At 58.3% G+C, this 20,849-nt stretch carries 12 protein-coding genes, 1 tRNA gene and 2 pseudogenes; 8 read left to right on the top strand and 7 right to left on the bottom strand.

The window, feature by feature from the left end:
* Position 1: 1 nt before the first annotated feature.
* Positions 2-769: an ATP-binding protein gene (locus AK829_RS00990; RefSeq protein ID WP_052203473.1), complete on the top strand. Its 768-nt coding sequence runs from the start codon at positions 2-4 to the stop codon at positions 767-769.
* Between the two features lie 133 nt (positions 770-902).
* On the opposite strand, the pseudogene AK829_RS00985 reads toward AK829_RS00990, so the two are convergent.
* Positions 903-1,268: pseudogene (locus AK829_RS00985) on the bottom strand (ATP-binding protein); the annotation flags it as partial.
* Positions 1,269-1,593: 325 nt separating this feature from the next.
* Between AK829_RS00985 and AK829_RS12625 the strand changes: the two are divergent.
* Positions 1,594-2,094 carry an excalibur calcium-binding domain-containing protein gene (locus AK829_RS12625; protein WP_052203470.1) on the top strand — a complete coding sequence of 167 codons (501 nt, stop codon included), beginning with the start codon at positions 1,594-1,596 and terminating at the stop codon, positions 2,092-2,094.
* An 86-nt stretch (positions 2,095-2,180) separates the two neighbouring features.
* Here the strand turns inward: AK829_RS12625 and AK829_RS12740 are convergent, their stop codons facing one another.
* From AK829_RS12740 to AK829_RS00965, 3 genes are all read right to left on the bottom strand, one after another.
* Positions 2,181-3,041, bottom strand: a complete 861-nt coding sequence (locus tag AK829_RS12740; protein WP_052203469.1) for an excalibur calcium-binding domain-containing protein — start codon at positions 3,039-3,041, stop codon at positions 2,181-2,183.
* A gap of 142 nt (positions 3,042-3,183) precedes the next feature.
* Positions 3,184-3,615, bottom strand: a complete 432-nt coding sequence (locus AK829_RS00970) for a hypothetical protein (protein ID WP_052203466.1) — start codon at positions 3,613-3,615, stop codon at positions 3,184-3,186.
* 223 nt (positions 3,616-3,838) lie between these two features.
* Entirely contained in the window at positions 3,839-4,324 is a 486-nt protein-coding gene (locus AK829_RS00965; protein WP_052203464.1) for a hypothetical protein, read from the bottom strand.
* A gap of 135 nt (positions 4,325-4,459) precedes the next feature.
* On the opposite strand from AK829_RS00965, the gene AK829_RS00960 reads away from it, so the two are divergent.
* Both AK829_RS00960 and AK829_RS12375 read left to right on the top strand, forming a co-directional pair.
* Positions 4,460-6,775, top strand: coding sequence for a DEAD/DEAH box helicase (locus AK829_RS00960; RefSeq protein ID WP_052203463.1), 2,316 nt, complete (start codon positions 4,460-4,462; stop codon positions 6,773-6,775).
* A 276-nt stretch (positions 6,776-7,051) separates the two neighbouring features.
* Positions 7,052-7,183: pseudogene (locus tag AK829_RS12375) on the top strand (IS256-like element ISCau1 family transposase); the annotation flags it as partial.
* A 110-nt stretch (positions 7,184-7,293) separates the two neighbouring features.
* On the opposite strand, the gene AK829_RS00955 reads toward AK829_RS12375, so the two are convergent.
* A tRNA-Ile gene (locus tag AK829_RS00955) sits at positions 7,294-7,367 on the bottom strand.
* A gap of 96 nt (positions 7,368-7,463) precedes the next feature.
* Here AK829_RS00955 and AK829_RS00950 point away from each other — a divergent pair.
* Positions 7,464-7,703, top strand: coding sequence for a hypothetical protein (locus AK829_RS00950; RefSeq protein WP_052203459.1), 240 nt, complete (start codon positions 7,464-7,466; stop codon positions 7,701-7,703).
* Positions 7,704-7,722: 19 nt separating this feature from the next.
* On the opposite strand, the gene AK829_RS00945 is transcribed toward AK829_RS00950, so the two are convergent.
* Entirely contained in the window at positions 7,723-8,658 is a 936-nt protein-coding gene (locus AK829_RS00945; protein ID WP_052203457.1) for a Ppx/GppA phosphatase family protein, read from the bottom strand.
* Positions 8,655-9,212: a DUF501 domain-containing protein gene (locus AK829_RS00940; RefSeq protein WP_052203455.1), complete on the bottom strand. Its 558-nt coding sequence runs from the start codon at positions 9,210-9,212 to the stop codon at positions 8,655-8,657. Before AK829_RS00940 ends, AK829_RS00945 begins: the two co-directional genes overlap by 4 nt.
* 529 nt (positions 9,213-9,741) lie before the next feature.
* On the opposite strand from AK829_RS00940, the gene AK829_RS00935 reads away from it, so the two are divergent.
* From AK829_RS00935 to AK829_RS00925, 3 genes are all read left to right on the top strand, one after another.
* Complete coding sequence (locus tag AK829_RS00935) at positions 9,742-12,147, top strand: DUF262 domain-containing protein (RefSeq protein ID WP_052203454.1); 2,406 nt, start codon at positions 9,742-9,744, stop codon at positions 12,145-12,147.
* Positions 12,148-12,319: 172 nt separating this feature from the next.
* The gene (locus tag AK829_RS00930; RefSeq protein ID WP_052203453.1) at positions 12,320-15,940 is read left to right on the top strand and encodes a hypothetical protein; all 3,621 of its coding nucleotides are present in this window, start codon (positions 12,320-12,322) and stop codon (positions 15,938-15,940) included.
* Positions 15,937-20,700 carry a DEAD/DEAH box helicase gene (locus AK829_RS00925; protein WP_052203452.1) on the top strand — a complete coding sequence of 1,588 codons (4,764 nt, stop codon included), beginning with the start codon at positions 15,937-15,939 and terminating at the stop codon, positions 20,698-20,700. Before AK829_RS00930 ends, AK829_RS00925 begins: the two co-directional genes overlap by 4 nt.
* Positions 20,701-20,849 lie beyond the last annotated feature (149 nt).

Here is a 20,849-nt window from a genome sequence, read left to right as displayed (position 1 = left end):
CATGTCATCACCAACCCCACCAACAGATCGCTTCCTTGACGAGTCCGTCCTGCCCGACTTCACCGCGCTGCGGATGACTGCCTTTGGACAAAGCGTCATCGAGATTGCCAACGATCCCGCATTCGACGCATGGACGTTTTCCCAAAAGGTGCTCTACGCACTCGATAAAGAAGTCGCGGCCAGGCGCGAACGACGCATCAACAAACTACTGAAAGCATCCCGATCGCCAAACCTTGATGCTTGCCTTGAAAACGTGGTCTGCACGCCTGACCGCAACATCAACCCCGAGCAAGTCAGCAGACTCGCTCACGGACAATGGTGCCACCTGGGCCAAAACATTGTCATCCTGGGCAAATCCTCAGTCGGCAAAACCTACCTCGCCCAAGCCTTGATCACAGCAGCATGCCGCAAGGACTACTCCGCACGCTTCTACCGCACCGACATGCTCGCCGCCGAACTAGCAGTCCTCCAACCCGATGACCCCGCACGGTTAAAGTTCATCCAGTACCTCCACGACGTCGACGTCTTAGTCCTCGATGACTTCCTGACCACACCAGTAGATGCCGCAACCGCGCACCAACTTCTCAACATCCTCGCCGCGCGTGAAAGCAAAGTCTCAACGATTGTGACCTCACAATTCACCCCACTGGAGTGGTACAAATCCATCCCCGATGCCGTGATCTCCGAGTCAATCCTCAACCGACTCGTCTCCGGTGCGGAGATCATCACACTCGAAGGACCAAACATGCGCCTGACCACCAACGCATAACCACCAACAACGCCTGAGTGGGGACACCGCTACCGGATACTCACTCAGGCGCTACCAGATACTCACCACACCGCTACCATTTCAATCTTCTGAACACCGGGCCGGGCCGAAGGAGTCGGCCCGGCTGTTTGCTTTATTCGTCCGGCTCCATTGAGGCGGTGGCTTTGCGCATGTCGAAGTCTCCTATGCGGATTCGATGCCCGTTGTTGAGGCGGCTAACTAGGGAGTCAGCTCCGATTCTGTCGGGAAGTGCTTCGATCCAGTAGGCGGCAGCTGATTGGGAGGAGATAAGTGTTGGGAGGCGTCCGTCGCGGTCGAATATGATCTTGCTTAGGTCTTCTTGCCCGCGCTGGTTGATGCTCATGGTCATAAAGTCGTCGATGATAAGGACATCGACATTGATCAGTTTCCGCATCTTATCGAGGTAGTTTTGGTCAGTCGGTGAGAAGACCGCCAACATGTCTACGAGTTGGCCTAGCCGGTAGTAGGCCACGAAGTATCTGTTATCCTAGACGTGCAAATGGAAATCACGCGGTGAATAACCGCCTGTCCTTCCATTCCTTCTTCAAGAGGCGCTCCCCGACTATCGGGTTGAGCGCCTCTTCCCATTCCCAGTTGAAAGGGTTAAAGCGTTCAGGCCAGTTAGACTTTTGCCACTTAACCCTCTTATGGGTTAAACCCTCTTATGGGTTAAACCCTCTGAAACGCTGGCTGGGAGAGCTCTCCCATGCTTGCCGTTCATCCCGGAACCATTGGGGTACTACGCCTCTCAAGACAGTCCTAATTGGCTACTCTCGGAAGGAATCTGTGAGATAGTAATCCCCGTGAAGAAACCTGTCATTTGCATTGCCACTGCCGTAGCAGTAGCTGTCAGCCCAGTTGCCACTATTACGCCCGCTCATGCGGCCCCAGCCTCGCCAATCAACCAGCAGGATGAAGACAAGACTGAGGCCATTGTCAGTGGCGTCATCGGAACCCTCGTTCTTTTGGCCGCAGGCGCGGGTGGCGCTTGCTGGGCAATGCAGCAAGGCATCATTGCGAATCCTGCACCGCAGTTCATTCCGTGCCACCCGGCGCCAGCCCCTGCTCCGGCACCGGCACCTGCGCCAGCACCTGTTCCTGCACCACCTGCTCCACGTGTCGAGGCGGCCCCGGCGCCGGCTCCTGCGCCTGCTCCCCGTCCGGCACCGCGCACCAAGATGTACCCGAACTGCCGAGCTGTCTGGAACGATCTCGGTCGCCCGATCTACCGCAATGACCCCGGCTTTGGCAGCCACCTTGATCGCGACGGCGATGGCAAGGGCTGCGAACGCCGCCCACGCTAGCGCCAGCAGCTGAAAGCAGCCGAGCTAACAACCTAACCAGAAAGAAAATCCAGCCCGCCTCGCAAGAGTCTGGGCTGGATTTCTATCTATCGCGGGTCCTTCTCGCAACCTACCCCGTCACCATCACGGTCCAGGTGGCTGTCGTAACCCGGTTGTCCCGCGTGGATTGGCCCGCCGATGGCGTCCCACACCGCCCTGCAGTTCCTGTAATACGCGGAAGGTTGCTGCGGCGCCTGCGCAGGTGCGACGAACTGCTGCGGGACTACTTCCTGTTCAGCGCGTTCCCGCTCAATCCGCTCCTGCTCCAGGCGCTGCTCCTCGGCCACACGCGCACGCTCAGCAGCTTCCCGCTCCTCCGCCAAGCGCGCCTCCTCCGCCCGGCTCGCTTCAGCTTCAGCAGCCTCCCGCTCACGCTCAGCAGCTCCCTCATCAGCTGACGTAGTCACGAACACCGCAGACGTACTCGCGGCCGGCGAGACAGAGGAAGACACAGTCGTCGGCGGAGTACTCGACGACCCCGAATCACCGTCTTCCTCCAGCGGCGTGATCACCGTGCCAACAACGAGAGCGACGATGCTGCCAATAGTCACCACCGGCCAGTGACGATTCACTTTCCGAGGCGGCTGCACACCACTCATCCCCTGCAGCACCACCCGGTCAGCATCAGTGAGAAACTGCGCGAGGTTCTCGTTGGTCTGCAGTGTCTCCCGATACTGGCGAAAAGCCTTTTCATCCTTCGCCGTGCAGTACATCCACCATGCACTGGGGGCAAAGAATGCAAGGCCAAACAGGATGAATCCCGCGGCCTCTGCGAAAGATCCCCCATCAACAACTCCAACAAGGATGCTAAGGAAGCCCCAGAGGAACCCGCCCCACGCCAGAATTCTCTTCCAGGTTTTCGGCTTCTCGCCGACAACCGGATCGTCCACGTTAGGCAAAGCGGTCACGCTACAGCTACCTCCTGGCGCTCATGGCGGGGACGGTTCCGCCAGCTCTAACTAGGAATCAGTTAACCACGAATCACACCCCAAAGCACCCCACACAACACCCCAAAGCACCCCACACAACACCCCACAAAACCCCAAACCACTAAGGCAAGATCAACCCGGAAATAATCCCCACCGCGAAAGCACCGGCGAGGACAAAAATCCACCAAGGCTTAATCACACTGGGCAGTTCCACACCGCGCGTTCCTTGGGTCTCCTCGTAATCTGCAGCCGCCACCAACGGATTGTGATACCCGTTTCGGTGCAACGTCTCCAGGTATTCACGAACTGTCTTTCTGTCCTTAAACGACGCGTAATACCACCACACCCCCGGCAGAAAGAACGCCAGCCCAAACAGCAGCATGCCTACAAATACCCGCCATACAAACGCCTGTGGGGCGTAATCGGTTGCAAAGATGTCCAGCACAATGATCGTGAACCCAAACAGCGCCGCCGCCGTGGCCCAGAATCCTTCCCACAGGCTGATCTTGAGATACTCGTCAGCCCAATCCTCTGTATTTGCTGGTGTGCTCACGTTGAGTTACCTCCTCGTGCGTCTCGGCCGAAGTGCCCCACCTGCCGTACTTAGGGTGCAGTAAACCACGGTACGCCCCACCAGACCCGGGTGCTCTACCAAGTCCCAGAAGCTTCACACCGCATGTACGGGAAATCTCAACCCACCCCCCACAGCCACTCACCGAGTCTCTGCACACCAGCATTTTTCACTGAGAGCCCAGCTCATTTCTTCCGTTTAGCTTTCACAAGCCAGCAAGATACGCATCAATTTCCTGAACCAACTGTGGAGACGACAGCTCAAGACCGAGTTTGATTTTCTTTTCCTCGGACAACCACTCGTTGACGGAGTACAGGTTCCAAGGTTTCTGGGGATTCTCCCCACCACCAACACTCCACGTCAGTGAGACCTGCGCGTTCTCGCTCCATTTCTTTGCTTCTCTAAGCTCAACGCCAACCAACCGCGCTATATCGGCAATATCCACCGGTAGCGGTTCAACCCGTTTGATTTCCAAAGCACATTGATCCTTCAAGCGGCGAATGACACGTATTGCTTGTTCGTATTGACGCCCGGCTGCAGCCCCCAAATCGACCTCAGCCATAACTACACCGTTCTGAAGAACAAATGACGCTTCAGGCATTCGCTCTTCGATAGCGCTAATACGCTCTTCATCGCTGAAATCTATCCCATCTACTTCCAGCCTCAGCACCGTCGCCAACTCTGATCCCATAACCACAACCTACAGCCCCACAGCCACTCACCCTCAGAGCCAGTTTGCTTATCGACGCCACCGTCCACCACCACAACTGCCCACCCCAACTACACTGACCTCGTATAACCCCCACCCCGATCCCGTGGAGCGCTCATGTCAGATGTGCACGATCTTGAGGCCCGCGTGCAGCGTCTAGAGCGCGCGCTTGCGAAACTGCTCGGCACGGACGACCTCGAGGCCTTCCTCGCACCACCAGCGCCAGCAGCACCACCAACACCAACACCAGCGCCCACACCAACCAACCCCAACCCCAGCACCACCCACGCCGAAACCGCCACAGTCTCCAACGCCTCCTCCCCAGACGCAAAGCTCCGCCTGTTCGCCGACTACTTCCGTGGCCGCGAGGACGTGTACGTAACCGCTTGGCAAAACGGCGAGAAGAAAGGCTGGTCGCCGGCCTCCTACGGCCGTTATAACCGGGACAACCCGAACCTTAAGCCGCTTACCCCGCAGGTCCTCGAGCAGCACCTTCGCCGCGACAACACCCTCCACGTCGGCCTGTACCCGCTGTGCCAAGGCGATACTTGTTTCCTCCTGGCGTGCGATTTCGACGACGCTGACTTCCGCACCGCCGCCCGCACTTACGCTGACACGTGCCGCGAGTTCGGCCTCGACCCGCTCATCGAGATCTCGCGCTCCGGCACCGGCGCCCACGTGTGGCTTTTCTTCAACGAGCCAGTCCCCGCCTCCCTCGCCCGAACCGTAGGTATCGGCCTCCTCGCCAAGGCCAGCCCGAAGCAGTACTTCGCCAGCTTTGACCACTTCTTCCCCTCCCAGGACACCCTGCCGGGCAAGCGCCGCGGCTTCGGCAATCTCATCGCGCTCCCGCTCGCCGGTCAGCATCGCGCTGAGCAGCGCACTGTCTTCGTCAACCATGACTTCGAGCCCGCCGAAGACCAGTTCGCCGCCCTTGCCAACACGACCAAAGCCTCCAAGCGCAAGCTCAAGGAGATCGCAGCAGAACTCCAACCGGACCCGGAAACCCAGCTGCCCCAACCACCGACCAAGGCAGAACTCAAAGCCCTCAAACGCACCGGCAAGGTCCAAGTAACGCACGATTCCCGCGTCCACATCAACCTCGAGGGCGTCGACGCCACCACCGCCAACGCGCTTCGCCACCTTGGCGCGATCCCCAATCCGCAGTTCTACATCCGCCAGGCCCAGCGCCTGTCCACGTACCAGACTCCCCGCCTGATCATTCGTTTCGACGAACACGACAACACCCTCACACTCGACCGCGGCACCTTAGACGACGCCATCAGCATCCTCAAAACCGCCGGCTACACCGTTACTCGCCGGAGCAAAACCCCAAAGCCGCGAACTATGCCAGCCAAGTTCACCGGCGAGCTCTACCCCGCGCAGCGCACCGCCGTCAACGCAATGCGCAAACACCGCACCGGCGTTCTCGTCGCCCCACCCGGCGCCGGCAAAACGGTCATGGCCTGCGCACTAATCGCACACCGCCAAGTCCCTACCGCCATCATTGTCCCCAACGTAGAGCTCGCCGCCCAGTGGCGCGACGCGCTCTCCACTTTCCTTAAAAGCCACGAAGACACGCCCGCCATCGGCCAACTCGGAGGCAAGTCAAAGAAACTCAGCGGCGACATAGACATCATCACCGCCCAATCCATCAGCCGCGCCGACTCCCGCACGCAGTTCCTTGCCGACTACGGCTACATCATCATTGATGAATGCCACCGCGTCGGCGCCGCCGGCTTTACCCGCGTACTCGCAGACCTCAACGTCCGCTTCGTCACTGGGCTCACCGCCACCCCATTTCGCTCCGACGGTCTCGACGAACTCCTGCCGCTTATCTGCGGCCCCATCCGCCACACCATGGAGATCGAGCGCCCCGGCCCGAAGCACTACGTCGTACAGACCACCGAGTTCACCTTTGATGAGCCCCACCTCTACTGGCCCGACCTCGACAACGCACTTGCCGCCGACCAAACCCGCAACACCCTAATCGCCAAGACCATCGCCCGCGCCGCCACCAGCGGCCTGAACGTCCTCGTCTTGGTCAAGCGACGCGAGCACATCACTGCGCTCGAAACGCTCCTCGCCCGCAATCACCCGGATCTCCCAGTCCCCGTCTTCACTCTCCACGGCGCACAGCAGGCGAAAGACCGCAGCGCCACCCGCAAAAAGCTCAACACCACACCCCGCTTCGTACTCATCGCGATGACGCAGATCGCCGGCGAGGGCGTGGATCTGCCAGCGCTCGACGCGCTCGTTCTCGCCGCCCCAGTCGCGTTCAAAGGCAACGTCATCCAACAGATCGGCCGCGTCACTCGCGGCACCGAAACGTCCGCCACGGTTTTCGACTTCCACGATCACCACGTCCCCGCGCTCACCGCCGCATTCCGCAAGCGTCGCTCCGTCATCCGAACCCAAGGCTTCACCGAATAACCAGAGCTTTTGCTTATCGACGCCCACCAGCTCCCCACCCACCGCCACTCTAGGTGAGGTGAGCAGTCCAAAGGTGTAACGCTTCTGGCGTGGGATGATCGGCGTACCGGCCTATCCGTGCGGATGGAAACCATTGCGATAGCGGTACGGGGGTCGATTTTGGATTACTCATTGTGGAGTGGCTAGTCTTTATCTCGAAAGCCTCGGAACGATCCCTGCACTACGAAAGTGGGAGTAAATCGCCGAGGTTATTGATTTTTCCGGACAACTAATGAAGCGTCCTGGGCGAAAGAACAACTCAAACGACGCGGCCACCCAGACGGGCGACCAGCCACATACGACACCCACATCGACAACGAATGGAACCCCAGCTTAGGCATCAGAAAAGGCTGGGCAGGACGCCCCTAAATCCACACGAAATGTCCCTTAACCCGGCTTTTGCTTACCGACGCCCACCTGAACCCCAAAATACAAAACGCCGCTGGACGGAAACTTTCCTTTGTCCAGCGGCGGTCACGTGGGGCCAGCGGGGCTCGAACCCGCGACCAGCGGATTATGAGTCCGCGGCTCTAACCGACTGAGCTATAGCCCCTTGAGCACTAGTTGCGCAGCGATAACTATAGCTTGCTTCCCCTGCCTTTCTTTCATTGGTGGTTGAAGTTTTCTCAGAGCCGGTAAGGTAAGCGCCATGTATCAATTCATCGTCGGAGCTGCAGCTGGTTACGTTTTGGGGACGAAAGCAGGGCGTAAGCGCTATCACCAGATTGTTAACGCAAGCCAGGCGGTGATGAACTCACCAATTACAAAGTCGGTGACCAACTCCGCCCGCAGGGCCATTGCAAACAAGATTGACCCGGAGCCGCGCATGAAAGAGGTTCGCGGCCGCAAGCGCGGCGGAGACCAGATCCTCGAACCGGATCACGACTAGTTCGCAACTACAACTGGGCCTACTGCGCCACAAGCTTTGCGACGATGCCGTCCAGGATGTCCTTCTCACTGATGATGAAGCTAGAGGCACCCGCGGCATCCGCAAACGCAACCATCAGTTCCTCAACAACCGTGGAGCCAGAACCAATCACATCGGCGCGACCCGGGTGCATCACAGGATCCTCAAGACGCTGAGCAGCAGTCTTCAAACGCAAGTCAGTAGTGACCTCACGCATGCGCTCAAACGAGATCTCTAACATGTGAATCCGCTCAGGATCGTAAGTAGGCAGGTGCTGAGCAATCGCAGCAATCGTTGTAAACGTACCCGCACACCCCACAAACGTCTGGGCCTGTGCAAAAGGCACCTCGGCAGCCGCCTCAGCAATACGCTCACGAATGTAGGCACGGGCAGCTGAAGTCTCTTCCTCCGTCGGCGGATCCGTACACATGAAACGCTCAGTCACGCGCACACAACCCATACGAGTGGAAACTGCGTGGCCGTCCATGACGAACTCGGTAGAACCACCGCCAAGGTCAATCACGCAGAAAGGTCCACGCGCCGGATCAATATCAGCGGTTGCGCCGGCAAACGACAGTGCAGCTTCCTCCTCCCCAGTGATCACCTCCGCTTGGGCACCAGGTTGGATACGGCCAAGCAGATCACAGGTCATCGCTAAGAAATCCTCGCGGTTGGAAGCGTCACGAGTTGCAGAAGTAGCAACCATCCGAACCTTGGATACGCCCTCGCGCTCCATGGTGTCTACGTACGCAGCGAGTGCTTTACGGGTCCGCTCAATTGCATCCGGGTGAAACCGCCCCGATTCATCAACACCCTGTCCCAAGCGAACGATCGTGTTCTCACGAGTTACTTCACCAGTAGCAGTGTCGTGAATCAACAGGCGAATCGAGTTTGTGCCGCAATCTACCGCTGCGACACGAGTGGCAGTGGCACTCATGCCAGCCCCTCCCCTGCCTCTTCAAGCGTGATACCGAGGTCTGCAAGCGTCGGCCAATCTGCTGGGATAGCAGTACCACGCAGGTCACCATGCTCCGCGGCAAGAGCAACCGCCTCGGTACCGAAGCGGAAGTGATCAGGGCCTTCTGCAAGCGCGTAAGCAATGAGCACGTGCAAGCACTTCACACGATCCGGCATACCGCCGCCAGAAAAGTCCGTACCTAAGTCATGCAGGGCATTGCGCTTAGCCAAGAAGTGCTCATGGGCCGCCTTGTAATCCGCGCGAAGCGCCTCACCCTCTTCGGTATCTGCGTTGAGACGAGCCTCCATCCACTTCATCACCTGAGCAACCTCCAGGCGTGATGCTTCAGCGGTCAGACGCGGCTCCGTCAGGTAGTAAAGGGTGGGAAACGGAGTGCCATCGTCAAGCTTGGGCTCCGTTTTCACTACTGCCGGCTGGCCGTCAGGCGTGCGGTAGGAAACTTCCAAGACGCCACGGGGTGTGCGGCCGAGCTGAGTAGTGATGGTGTCAATATCTTGCTGGGTGACAGACATGCAATCGATGCTACTGGGCAGGCCCTACGGGGCGCAGTTTTGGTCTCGCGCCACCACGCCTTGAACGCTGTCCCGGTCGCGAGATCAGCGCAACTTGATCCGATTCTCCGCATTCCTAGAGCAAACGCATAGCACCAATCAACCCTTAACTGGCTCCTCATCAAGACTAAATCCCATCGTTTTCAACGGGTCCACCATCTAAGTGCTTTAACTGGGAGAGAAGACGTCAAGCTGGACTTGCTTGCAACGGGGCTGCACCCTGATGAAGTTGCGGCTACGGGGTGGATAGGGAAACGGTGGGGCTAGCCCCGTTTGGCTATGCCCGCCGTCTCCCCTCGGCGAACTCGTTCGATATCGCCAGTACGTCAGGTGCTCGCCAGGCGCGAGTCCGCTTATCCAGCTGCGCCCCAGCAACGTTGCCAGCTCGTTCTAGCGTTTCCAAGGTGTTTCCCGCTGAGACCGATGATGGCGCCTGGTCGCCCCAACTACACTGATGCCGACCGCACCTACAACGAACAAGGTGGTTTCCATGCAAGGCGCACGCCCGATCATCCAAGTGTTTGATGGACAGCACCGCGAGCTCATCATTCCTGTCTACCAACGAAATTATGACTGGCAGCGGAAGCAGTGCGAGCAGCTTTTCGATGATTTGGAGGCAATCATTCGCGAGGGCCGAGAGGCTCACTTCTTTGGTGCGATTGTGGGCGGAGGAACATCCTTTGAGTGGTTAGTTATCGACGGTCAGCAGCGCCTCACCACCGTCAGCATTTTGATGCTCGCGCTGGCGAAGGCGATCGAGAACGGAGACATCCGGGCTGATGACGAATCCTTGGGTGTGAAAATTGTGGATTCCTTCCTCATGATCGGTGATCAACGGCAGGAGGTCCGGTTCAAGCTCAAGCCAGTCAAGGATGACAAGAAGGCGTATGACGCACTGTTTGGGGAGCCGTCGGGGTACGTGGCGGCGTCGAATATTACGGCGAACTTCAAGTACTTCCAGGACAGGTTGCGGGCGACAGCATATACGGCGGATGAAGTTTGGGGAGCTATAGAAAAGCTGCAGGTAATGCTGCTTGAACTGGATAAGGATGATGACCCTCAGCGGATCTTTGAGTCGTTGAACTCGACGGGCTTGGATCTGACTGAGGCCGATAAGGTGCGTAACTTCATTCTGATGGGGCATGCGCCGAAGGTGCAGGAGAAGCTCTACGAGAACTTGTGGAACCCCATTGAGGCGAATGCGAAGTTCCGCACGTCGGCGTTTATTCGCAGGTACCTCACGACGAAGTACGCGCGCACGCCGCGCGAGAAGGATGTGTACGAGGAGTTCAAGAAGTATGTGAAGCGCTCCGGCAAAGGTACTGAGCAGGTGTTGGAGGAGCTCTACGAGTTTTCGCGGTACTACAACGAGATTCAGGAGCTGAACACGGGGCTTGCGAAGGCCGACCGGATTCTGCGGCGCATGCAGCCAATCCTCGGCGATGTGACACTGCCGTTCCTCATGCCCGTGCTACGCGACGTCCACGCTGGGTACATCACCGAAGACGATTTTTGTAACGTGCTCAGCATCATTGAGTCGTTCATCGCGCGTCGCTTCATCATCGAGATGCCAACGAATGCGCTGAACAAGATCTTTGCGACGGTCTACTCCGAAGTTACGAAGCTGCGTAAAGACAACGACACTTTTGCTGACGTGTTCGCATGGGTCATCCGCCGCCGCACCAGCAGCGGCCGCGTCCCGTCCGACAGCGAGGTACGCGCCGCACTGGAGACGCGCAATATGTACAACATCAAGTCCTCCTGGAGGAACTACATTTACGACGTCCTCGAAAACGGCAACTCGCGTGATACCCGCGACATCGCCCAAAGTCTCGAAAGCGGCGACATTTCCATCGAGCACATCATGCCGCAAACGCTGACCGAGGAATGGAAAACGGCGCTTGGGCCTGACGCTGAACGCATACATAGCGAATGGTTGCACCGCATCGGCAACCTAACCGTGACCGGCTACAACTCCAGCTACTCGAACAAGCCGTTCTCCGTGAAGAAGTCCACGGACAAGGGATTCGACTCGTCCCCGTACCGCCTCAACCACAGACTCAAAGAGACCACGACCTGGGGCGAAGCCGAGATGCAGCAACGCACGGAAGACATCGTCACCGCGGCTCTGGACTACTGGCGCATGCCAACGACGACGTTCACCCCGCCTCAAACCGTGCTCCCCACCGAAGCGATGGGCGACTCAGGCGAGTTCACTGGACGGTGGATCGTTGGGATCCAATACCAAGACTTCTCCAAAACGGTATCAACCTGGGCAGACATGGTTGTTGCTCTACTGCAGCACCTCCTTCGCGACCACCGCTCCGAGCTCCTCGCCCTCTCCAACGATGCCGCGCTACTACACACCGAGTTCGACCCGGAGCGTCTACCGCGCGGCCGCCGAGTTGTTGACGACGCCCTCGCCGTCGACGTCGGCAACAGCACCTCAGTAAAAATGGGGCTACTGCGCTTCATCTTCAGCCGACTCGACCTGGACGCCGACGAGCTCGAGTTCCGGTTCAGGGCTACCGATCAAGATGATGCGGACGAGCCGGAGCAGCCTGCGGCGAAGTACGACGGACTGCTGAAGTTCGTCGCCGAGCTTGATGAAGCCGCCGAGTTGCAGTCGCCACTGGAGGACACGGACGCGCTGCGGGCCCAGTTCATGGAAGAGTTTGCGAAATATACGCCGGAGGCACCAGACGCGAGTGTCGCGAATCTGACGCTGCTGCAGATCACCGAGCAGGTGTCGCCTGAGTCGGCCACGGAGCTGCAGGCGATTTCGGTGATCCAGAAGGTCATTCAGGCAGCCCAGTTCGTTGGCCCTACCGTGATCCACGACGCGATTATCGACGGTGCCCTCACCCAGTGGGTGCGGAGGCTGGAGGCGTTCTGAGGTGGCTGCCACGGGAGTGGCCGGCGAGTCGCGACGGAGACCACCCCGAGCATGCGAGGAAGACACTTGCTGACCACGAACGATGCCGAGAATACCTGCGGGTATAGGTCAGGAGGGAAGGGCTAGATCAGCGACTCCCAAGAATGTCCGGCGCGGTAGCTAATATTTATATGTGCCTGAAAACCGTATAGCCCGAAAACAGGACTTAGCCGAGCTTCTCAACGCTGTACCCACGACTGATACCGTGGTTGACCAGCTGCGGAACGCCTCAAACATTCTCGCACGCGCCATCAGTGACCTCAGGGCGCCCTACCTCACTCGAGTCGAAGAGCCTCAGTTTATTGTGGCGGATCTTAATATCGGCACGCGCGGGTTTGAAGTGCTCGACCAGTTTTTCAAACATTTGATTGAAGCGACGGAAGGGTCTGAAGAACAGGCGAAGGGGCTCATCGATAGACACTCGATGGTGGTGCTTGCTGCGCTGGTCCACCACGCGTTGACAAGCGGCGACGCATCGTTCTGGGACAGTTTCCTACACAAGTTTAACTTGGGTGAAGATCACTGGCTGCCTCAGCTGACACGTGATCGGCTGCGTTCCTGGCTCACAAGGGCACGACTCGACCCGTTTGATTACGTTTCTTTTCCGGGACGTGATTACGTCGCAAAGATTTATTTGCATGCTGGAATCTCAGCAAAGGATGCGCAGACCGTCGTTGAGCTGATTCAAAAGCTCCATCGCGATGGGATGAGGTTCGAGGATGCCCACCAATTTGCGCAGTATGTGCACGGTGATGCAGTTCGGCGTGACCTCCCGTTCACACTCCAGAACCTGCTGAAATACAGTGGCGAACGCGCCATCAACATTCTTGAGCGCTTCTACGAACTCGCAGAGTTCTCGCGTTCAGCCCCTGGTTGGGAAGACGCTTTCGAGCCGGGCTATACCGCCTCCCTCCCTGAACCTGCGTTCACCACGGTTGTGGATCTGCTCGTCGGCCGCGAACTGGCAACTCAAGAAGAGCCGATTGCTGCGAGGGCTGCTAAACAGAGTGCCGTACCAACGGTTCACGTTGATCTGGAAAACGGGGTGATTGAGTTCGTTATCCCCGCTGTACCGGCAATGGAAGATGTCGACGCCCATGAAATCAAGCACGCCTTCCTTTTTGACTCCCGACGCATCGAAATCTCCCAACCGCGCGACTACACCACGCTCGGGTTCCAGGAAGTCCGCGTCCCGATCAGCGAGCAAACTCGGAACATTTATGGCCTCCGCGGTGGCAGCATCAAAAAGATCGCTCAGGTATTAGATCCCGAACGGCCATTTCTGTTTCTCCGTCAAAGCGGACAGCTGCGGAGAAATCAGAAAGAGTTGACCGGTTCTTCCGCGTACATCCTGATGCCTGGCAGCGCGAAGCTTTCAAGCAACCACCCGGAAATCTCTTCCATACCCGTTGATGGCTGGCACGGGTGGCGCATTCGCCATCTTCGTCTGCGAAATGAGCCTCTCAAGATCCTAATCGGGTCGAAGCAACACACTATCCCGGTGAATCGCGTTCGGACTCCGCAAACAGACTTCGCGGCCGTTGCACTCGAGCATGTTGTTGGGCTGAATCACCACCCAGTGCTGCACACCATCCCATCAATTACCCTGCCCGACGACGGCGCAACCTGGTCAATCAAATGTACTCACCGCGTCAATGGCACCCCTAGCTCTGAAGACTACGAAGTCTACGAGTACGAAGTGGAAGAGTACGGCACACCAATTCCGCTACTCGACGCCTGCGACGACCCTTGGGTCGGCGTATTCGACTACAGCATTTTCCGGAATGGAAGCCTCAACGAGACCTACACCATCAACATCGCCGAGGGGCTTAAGGCCTCCCTCACGTACCAATCCGCAGAGGCCCTGCCATACCGGATCCTCATCCCCAAGCCCGGGAAAAACTTTTCTTCAGGTGGCACGCTCAGCCCAGCATTTGTAACGTTTGACGACGCAACCCACTCCGGCCTCCGGCTTCCTTCAGCCAACAAGCGCACAACACACAACGGCGCACCGAAGACATTCCGGGTCTCTAACGCATCAGCCTCAGACACGTACTTCCTTGACGTTCAGGTCAACGCTCCAGCCATGGCATTCCGCATCCCCACAGTAGACCGGGCAAATGTATGGCGCTCCGAGCCACTCACGTTCAACATCGACGACTTGGAGACCACCGGATTATTCGAGCTCCGCTTCCCAGAACCGGCTTTTGAGGTCAGTGCGCACATTATTGAAATGAAGGCAGGCACGCACCGCGTTCTCCGTAGCATCAGCCTAAGCTCCAGCTATAAGAAACACCGCTGGCAGACAAGCGTGACCAGCCTTACCACTGGTTTGGAGAGTGGCCGGACCTACGTACTCGCAGTGAGCTGGTACAAGGAGACCGAATACGATGCGTACGTTCGCCAGAACTCGAATCGTCGTGGCAAATTCCGGCCTGGGGAAGTTGAACGAACAAACATCTTCGCTCCCATCGCGCGGCTGTCACGCGCAAAACTTCTCAAAGAAGTGAAAGTAGACGGTGCCGAAGCGGTACTGACAGCAGGACGAACGACTGAACGGGGAATCGATCTCCGCGCATGGCTCCTGTTCGAACCCGAAGCACCCGCACAGGAGCTCAAGGTGCAGGGAAACACGGCTGAACTTCCGGAAACGCTGCTCGGGAAAGGCCCTCTCATCTTCGACGCGAAAGAAAAGGCCTTCCTATCTACATGGGCATCCCCGTTCCCATCGCGGCAGGCGTTCGTTGTGGACGATGGGACCGTGAACAGCTTTGTCGGCCCTCACAACGCAGACATCTGGCTCTACCAGCCAATGTCTAAAAACGCCCTGCTCCCGGGTGAGCTTAAGAAGGTGTGGGAAACACGGAGAAAATTCCACCACGTCATCAACACACACAGTGATTCGATGTTGGACTTCAATGAGGCCACACAGCTCCACCTGCGCCACAACCCGCGCGCGTCACTGGAGGTGCTCGACGCGACATCGCTGTCTCAGAATGAACAGGTTGCAATGCTGCTCGCCACCAGGCTGATATATGACAGTTTTGCCTCACCAGAAACCAGCGGCCCATTCCACCCGGCTCCATGGATCGCGGTGCTCCAGGAAATGAATGACCTATGCACCCTCCATGAACGCACCGCCACCCCGGAAACACTACAAGAAATAGAGGCCTCACAGGCTTTCCTGAAAGACACCGGCAAAGTCGCCTTCAACTTGCTCTACCGGCAAGGAAACCCCTCCCAGATCTTCCAAGACACCAATCGGGAACTACAACAACTCCCAGTCATTCCTGCGGAACGGTTAGCACGCCTCGATGAGCTACTCAACGTAGTTGCGCTCGATCACGCGGTGCTGGACGTTGCTGCGCGCATGATTGCTCATGCCGAGCTCATCCGTGCACATGCGCCACTGGACAGAGTCTCGGACATTGCCACACTCTTCAAGGAGCTCCAGGGGGTGGAATATCTCATCGGCAATAAAGCCAGCTCTGAGCTCTACCCCGCAATCACCACTTTGAACACGAACGGTGCGCGAAGCAACGACTTGTGGTCAAAAGTCCCTTATGTGTCGTTAGTGTCCATGTTGCTACTCCGCATGACCGCGCACGAACTGATCAGACCTATCCCGTTCCTCACCGAACATCTCGACACCCTTGCCGAACTAGCGCTCCACGCACCAAAACTCTTCATTTTCGACCTCGTCTACGCGGAGGCAGTCACGCTCTCCCTCACCAATAAGGACCTATCACTATGAGCAGCATCTTTGACCAAGTTTTCCCGCCCGCATCGACGCCGGTTGACGCCGAAGGGGAGCGGCGAGAAGCAATGGTGCACGAGGCGAACGCCACCTCGCAGCACAACATCGACCCAGTGGAAGCAGCCTCCTCCATCAAAGATGACTACTACCGCTACCTGCGAACCCTGTTGCGCATGCGGCAACCAGACATCGCAGCGGCATTCGCTGAAACCTTACGCGACGACGCCTCCCTGGCGAAAGGCCCTATCCTCGAGCTAACACCGGCGTACGCCCCGGGCAAGACGGCCAACCAGCTCATCGACGAAGGTGTCCTCGCACCCGGATTCCGAAACCTCTCAGGCAGCTTTGACCTCGAGCGTCCCCTGTACGAGCATCAAGAGCACGCGCTGCGCAAAGCGCAAGCCGGCAACAACATCATCGTCTCCACCGGTACTGGCTCCGGTAAAACCGAGAGCTTCCTGCTGCCCATCATCAGCGAGCTCCTTCGCCAGAGAGATGCCGGCAAGCTCGGTCCTGGCGTGCGTGCGCTGCTACTCTACCCCATGAACGCACTCGCGAATGACCAGGTCAAGAGGCTGCGCTCGCTTCTCACAGATACCCCAGACATCACGTTCGGACGCTACACAGGTGACACCAAAACGACGCGAAAGGATGCGCTCGATTACTACAAAGTCGTCGAAGGCCACGATGCCGACCCCATCCCAAATGAGCTTCTCTCGCGTGAAGAAATGCAGGAAACCCCACCGCACATCCTGTTGACGAACTACGCCATGCTCGAGTACCTGCTCCTGCGACCACGCGATACCGCCCTTTTCGACGGCGCACACGCCAACAACTGGCAGTTCATCGTGATCGACGAAGCACACGTCTACGCAGGCGCCCAAGGAAGTGAAGTTGCCATGCTACTGCGCCGCGTACGCGACCGCGTCTCACGTGACAAGCCGCTGCAGTGCATCGCCACCTCAGCATCGCTCGAAGGCGGAGACGAGCGCGTCACCGAGTTCGGCACCGAACTCTTCGGAGCGCCGTTCAAACCCGAAAACGTCATCTATGCCACCAAAGTCACCCACCCCACCGAGGCCACCTGGTCACTTACCCCCGAGCTTCTCGACGCCCCCTACGACACCGGCGAATGCCGCACCGCCGTGTACAACCAGGCCGAAGCGACAGCCACCAACGAATACGAAGCCCTGCAACGAGAACAGCACGTAGTAAAACTACGAGAACTGCTGACCCAAGGAAGCCAACCCCTCGAAGACCTCGCCCGCGAGCTCTGGCCAGATCTCGAACTGCGTCAGGCAATGCACCGCGTGCACAACATTGTGCTGTTAGCAGGATCAATCACGCAATCCCAGCCACAGGGAACCCCTGTGCTCTCTGCGCGCTACCACATGTTTATCCGTGCAACCGAAGGCGCGTTTCTCTCCTATGCACCTGGGCTGGTTCCGCAGATCCAAATCCAGCGACACCTTCAGACAAAGGACGGTCGGCCCGTCTACGAGATCGGCAGCTGTATCACATGCGGAGCAGTACACATCCGAGCAGAACAAGTTGACGGAACCCTCCAACCAACTGCATCCAGCCACGACTCACGCTCCCTCTATTGGGCGGTACTCAACCCAGACAGCGACATCGCCCTTTCAGACGACGACGACCAAGTACTCCAACCCTCACACGCAACAGACACACACGCAGAAGTAAGCAAACTGCACAGACTATGCATGGCGTGCGGAACCATCAACCACAGCGACGCTACAGCCTGCAGAAACACTACATGCCACAGTAGTGACCTCGCACCGATCCGTCTGCTTCCCAACGATCGCTCCCTTACCTGTATTGTCTGCGGAGGCTCCCGCGAGGGACAGATCCGGCGCCTACTCACTGACAACAACGCCGCGCCCGCAGTGCTCACCACATCACTGTTCCAACTTTTGCCGGAATCACGAGATGTCGAAACCCGTGCACTGATCGGCGGAGGACGCAAACTGCTCACGTTCTCCGATTCCCGACAAGCCGCGGCATTTGCCGCACCGTACCTGGAGAACACTTACGAGCGTCTGCTCGAACGTCGCATCTTTGTGGAAGCCCTGCGAGCTACAGCCGGTGCGCCTGCCTCACTCGAACAGATCACGGCAAAGGCGTGGCAAATCGCACGTGAGCACTCTGTTTTCGAACAAGGGCTGAACACAACCGGGCAGCAACAAACCATCCACACGGCGCTGTTCGCCGACCTAACCTCCGTCGCACGACGTCTCTCGCTCGAAGGCCTCGCCCTTGCAAAAATCCAAGTCAGGGATGAAACGCTCCAAACTATGCCGCTGCTTGACCAGGTAACCACGCTGCTCAGCGAACACCTCCCAGCTCATGAGGCACACGCCAGCGCAACCGCACTATTGAACGTCCTGGTCACCGAAATGCGACACCGTGGCGCCCTTATCGCTTCCGACAAAGTCGACCTTGATGACGACCGGCTCTCGCCAACTCACGGCCAGTACTCATTCCGCCTCGAAGGTGGAGGCGACCCAACCAACCGTGTCTACTCCTGGCTCCCCGCAATCGGACGGACGAACCGCCGTGAGCAGTACGTCCGGAAGTTCCTTGCCAAAATCGGCGAGTCAGATAGCACCGGAGAGCGCGCCGAAACCCTGTTGCGCTTCGCATTCGAGGGCCTGCAGGCAGCCAGCATCATTGACCGCCCGAGCGTAAAGGCAGCCGGGTACGCCGTTGTTCCCCAACAGCTAGAAATTCTGCACGCCCAGGACTCAGACTGGTACGAATGCGATACCTGCCGTACCGTCACCCCGTTTAACGTACTCAACCTGTGCACCAACGGTTCCTGCGACGGAACGCTCCGCCCCCTCAACACCAGTAGCGACGTCTTCCTGAGCCACCACTACCGCGACCTCGCGGAAAACATGGCGCTCATCCCGCTTCGCGCAAAAGAACACACTGCGCAGTGGACCTCGGAGGTTGCCGCCGCAATCCAACAAGACTTCATCAAGGGCGCCCTCAACGTGTTGAGCTGTTCCACCACCTTCGAGCTCGGCGTCGACGTCGGCGATCTGCAGGCCGTGATCCTTCGAAACGTCCCACCGCGCACCGCTAACTACGTCCAACGCGCCGGACGCGCAGGGCGCCGGGCTGGCTCCGCCGCGTTCGTGCTCACATACGCCCGGCGCGCCTCGCACGACTTCTCCATCTTCACCGATCCACTCACCATGATCGACGGAGAAATGCCAGCACCGTTCATCACCACCGAGAACATTCGCATCGATGAGCGCCACATGTACTCAGTAGCCTTCGCGGCGTTCCTCAGAGACCAGGCTGAGCGCGGACGCGAATGGAACACCATCGGCGACTTCTTCCTCGGCACCGACCTAGTGCCCGAAGGGCTCACGCACCTCGAGGACTACCTCGCAGACCTCCCCAGCGAGATCACCGCTGCTAATCGAAGAATCTTCCCGGCTGCCGTACACGATGCCCTCCGCATCGAATCGAAAGGCTGGATCCAGCCCTACCTCGACTTGTGGAAGAAAGAGTACGACGGCTTCAAACACGACCACAGCACCCTGGTGCAAGCCCGCGATGCGATGAGCGCCGAGCACAACTTCAAAGGTGCCGAAGCCGTCCGCTACAGCATCAACACACTGATCAGGCAGAACTTGCTCACGTACCTTCCCCGCGTCAACCTCCTGCCAAAGTACGGGTTCCCGGTAGACACCGTTGAGCTCCAAACCACATTCAGCAACAGTGGCCAACAGCTCAATTTATCTCGCGACCTGCAACTGGCTATCAGCGACTACGCCCCTGGCTCAAGCGTGATCGCCGGCGGTTACGAATGGACCTCCGGAGGATTACGAACCATCCCGGAACGAGCCGTACCCAGCTATCACTGGGCGCAGTGCCCGCACTGTGAACACATCGAAACTTCAACCACCCCACTCGCAGATGGCACCGTATGCTCACGTTGCGACGCCCCACTGCCGATTCGAAGCGACCGCCAAATGACGCACCCCATTTTTGGGTTCATCGCGCAACGGGCAACGCGCCGGGCCAGGATGGTCCCACCATCCAGTCGGTGGAACCGCGTCGAGTTCGTCCGAGACTTCGGAGATGTAAACGCCACCAGGACCTACCCCTCCGCAGCGCATGGTGCCCATGCGGAAACCGCATCATGGAAGCGCACCGAGATGGGCATCATGGAGCAGGGACCCCAAAAGCGCGGCTTCAAAATCTGCGAACGCTGCGGCTACGCCACCAACGAAGCCAAGTACCCCAAGCAACACACCAACCCGCGGAACGGGCGCCACTGCACCGGACGGCTAGAAGTGAAAACGCTCGGACATTTCTTCCAGACGGATATCGCAACAATATCTATCCCCTCATGCCGCGACCACGACTTCGAACCATGGCGAAGTGCACTCTACGCCCTCATCGAAGCATCCTCCGAGCTCCTCGAGATCAACAGAGACGACCTCAACGGCACCATCGCGATATGGCAAGACCGACCAACCATGGTCCTCTACGACACCGTCCCCGGTGGTGCAGGAATCAGCCAGAAGATCTTCGAGCACATGCCAGAAGTAGCCGCAACAGCACTGAAGAGAGTGCAGCAATGCAGTTGCGGCATTGACACGTCTTGCTACCAGTGCCTCCGCTCCTACTCCAACCAGCGATACCACGAAGAGCTACGCCGCAAAGACGCAATCAAGCTCCTCAGTGAACTGGTCCGTGCAACTGAGGGAGAGGCAGCGTGATTACGACCAGCAGTTGTATCAGGGATCAAGGCGTGGACGGAGCCGACGTCGGTCAGCAGTCCTGTCCCCCTGAGTGGACAATGCCTCCTCAATATCACGGTCGCGATTCTCTCCGCTGCTCTCGACGGCAACGTGAGTGGGCTGTGTCA

Origin of the sequence: Corynebacterium riegelii (assembly GCF_001263755.1) — a bacterium.
GTDB lineage: Bacteria > Actinomycetota > Actinomycetes > Mycobacteriales > Mycobacteriaceae > Corynebacterium > Corynebacterium riegelii.
The sequence above is the reverse complement of the archived record's forward strand: the minus strand, read 5'-3'. Positions and strand labels throughout refer to the sequence as shown.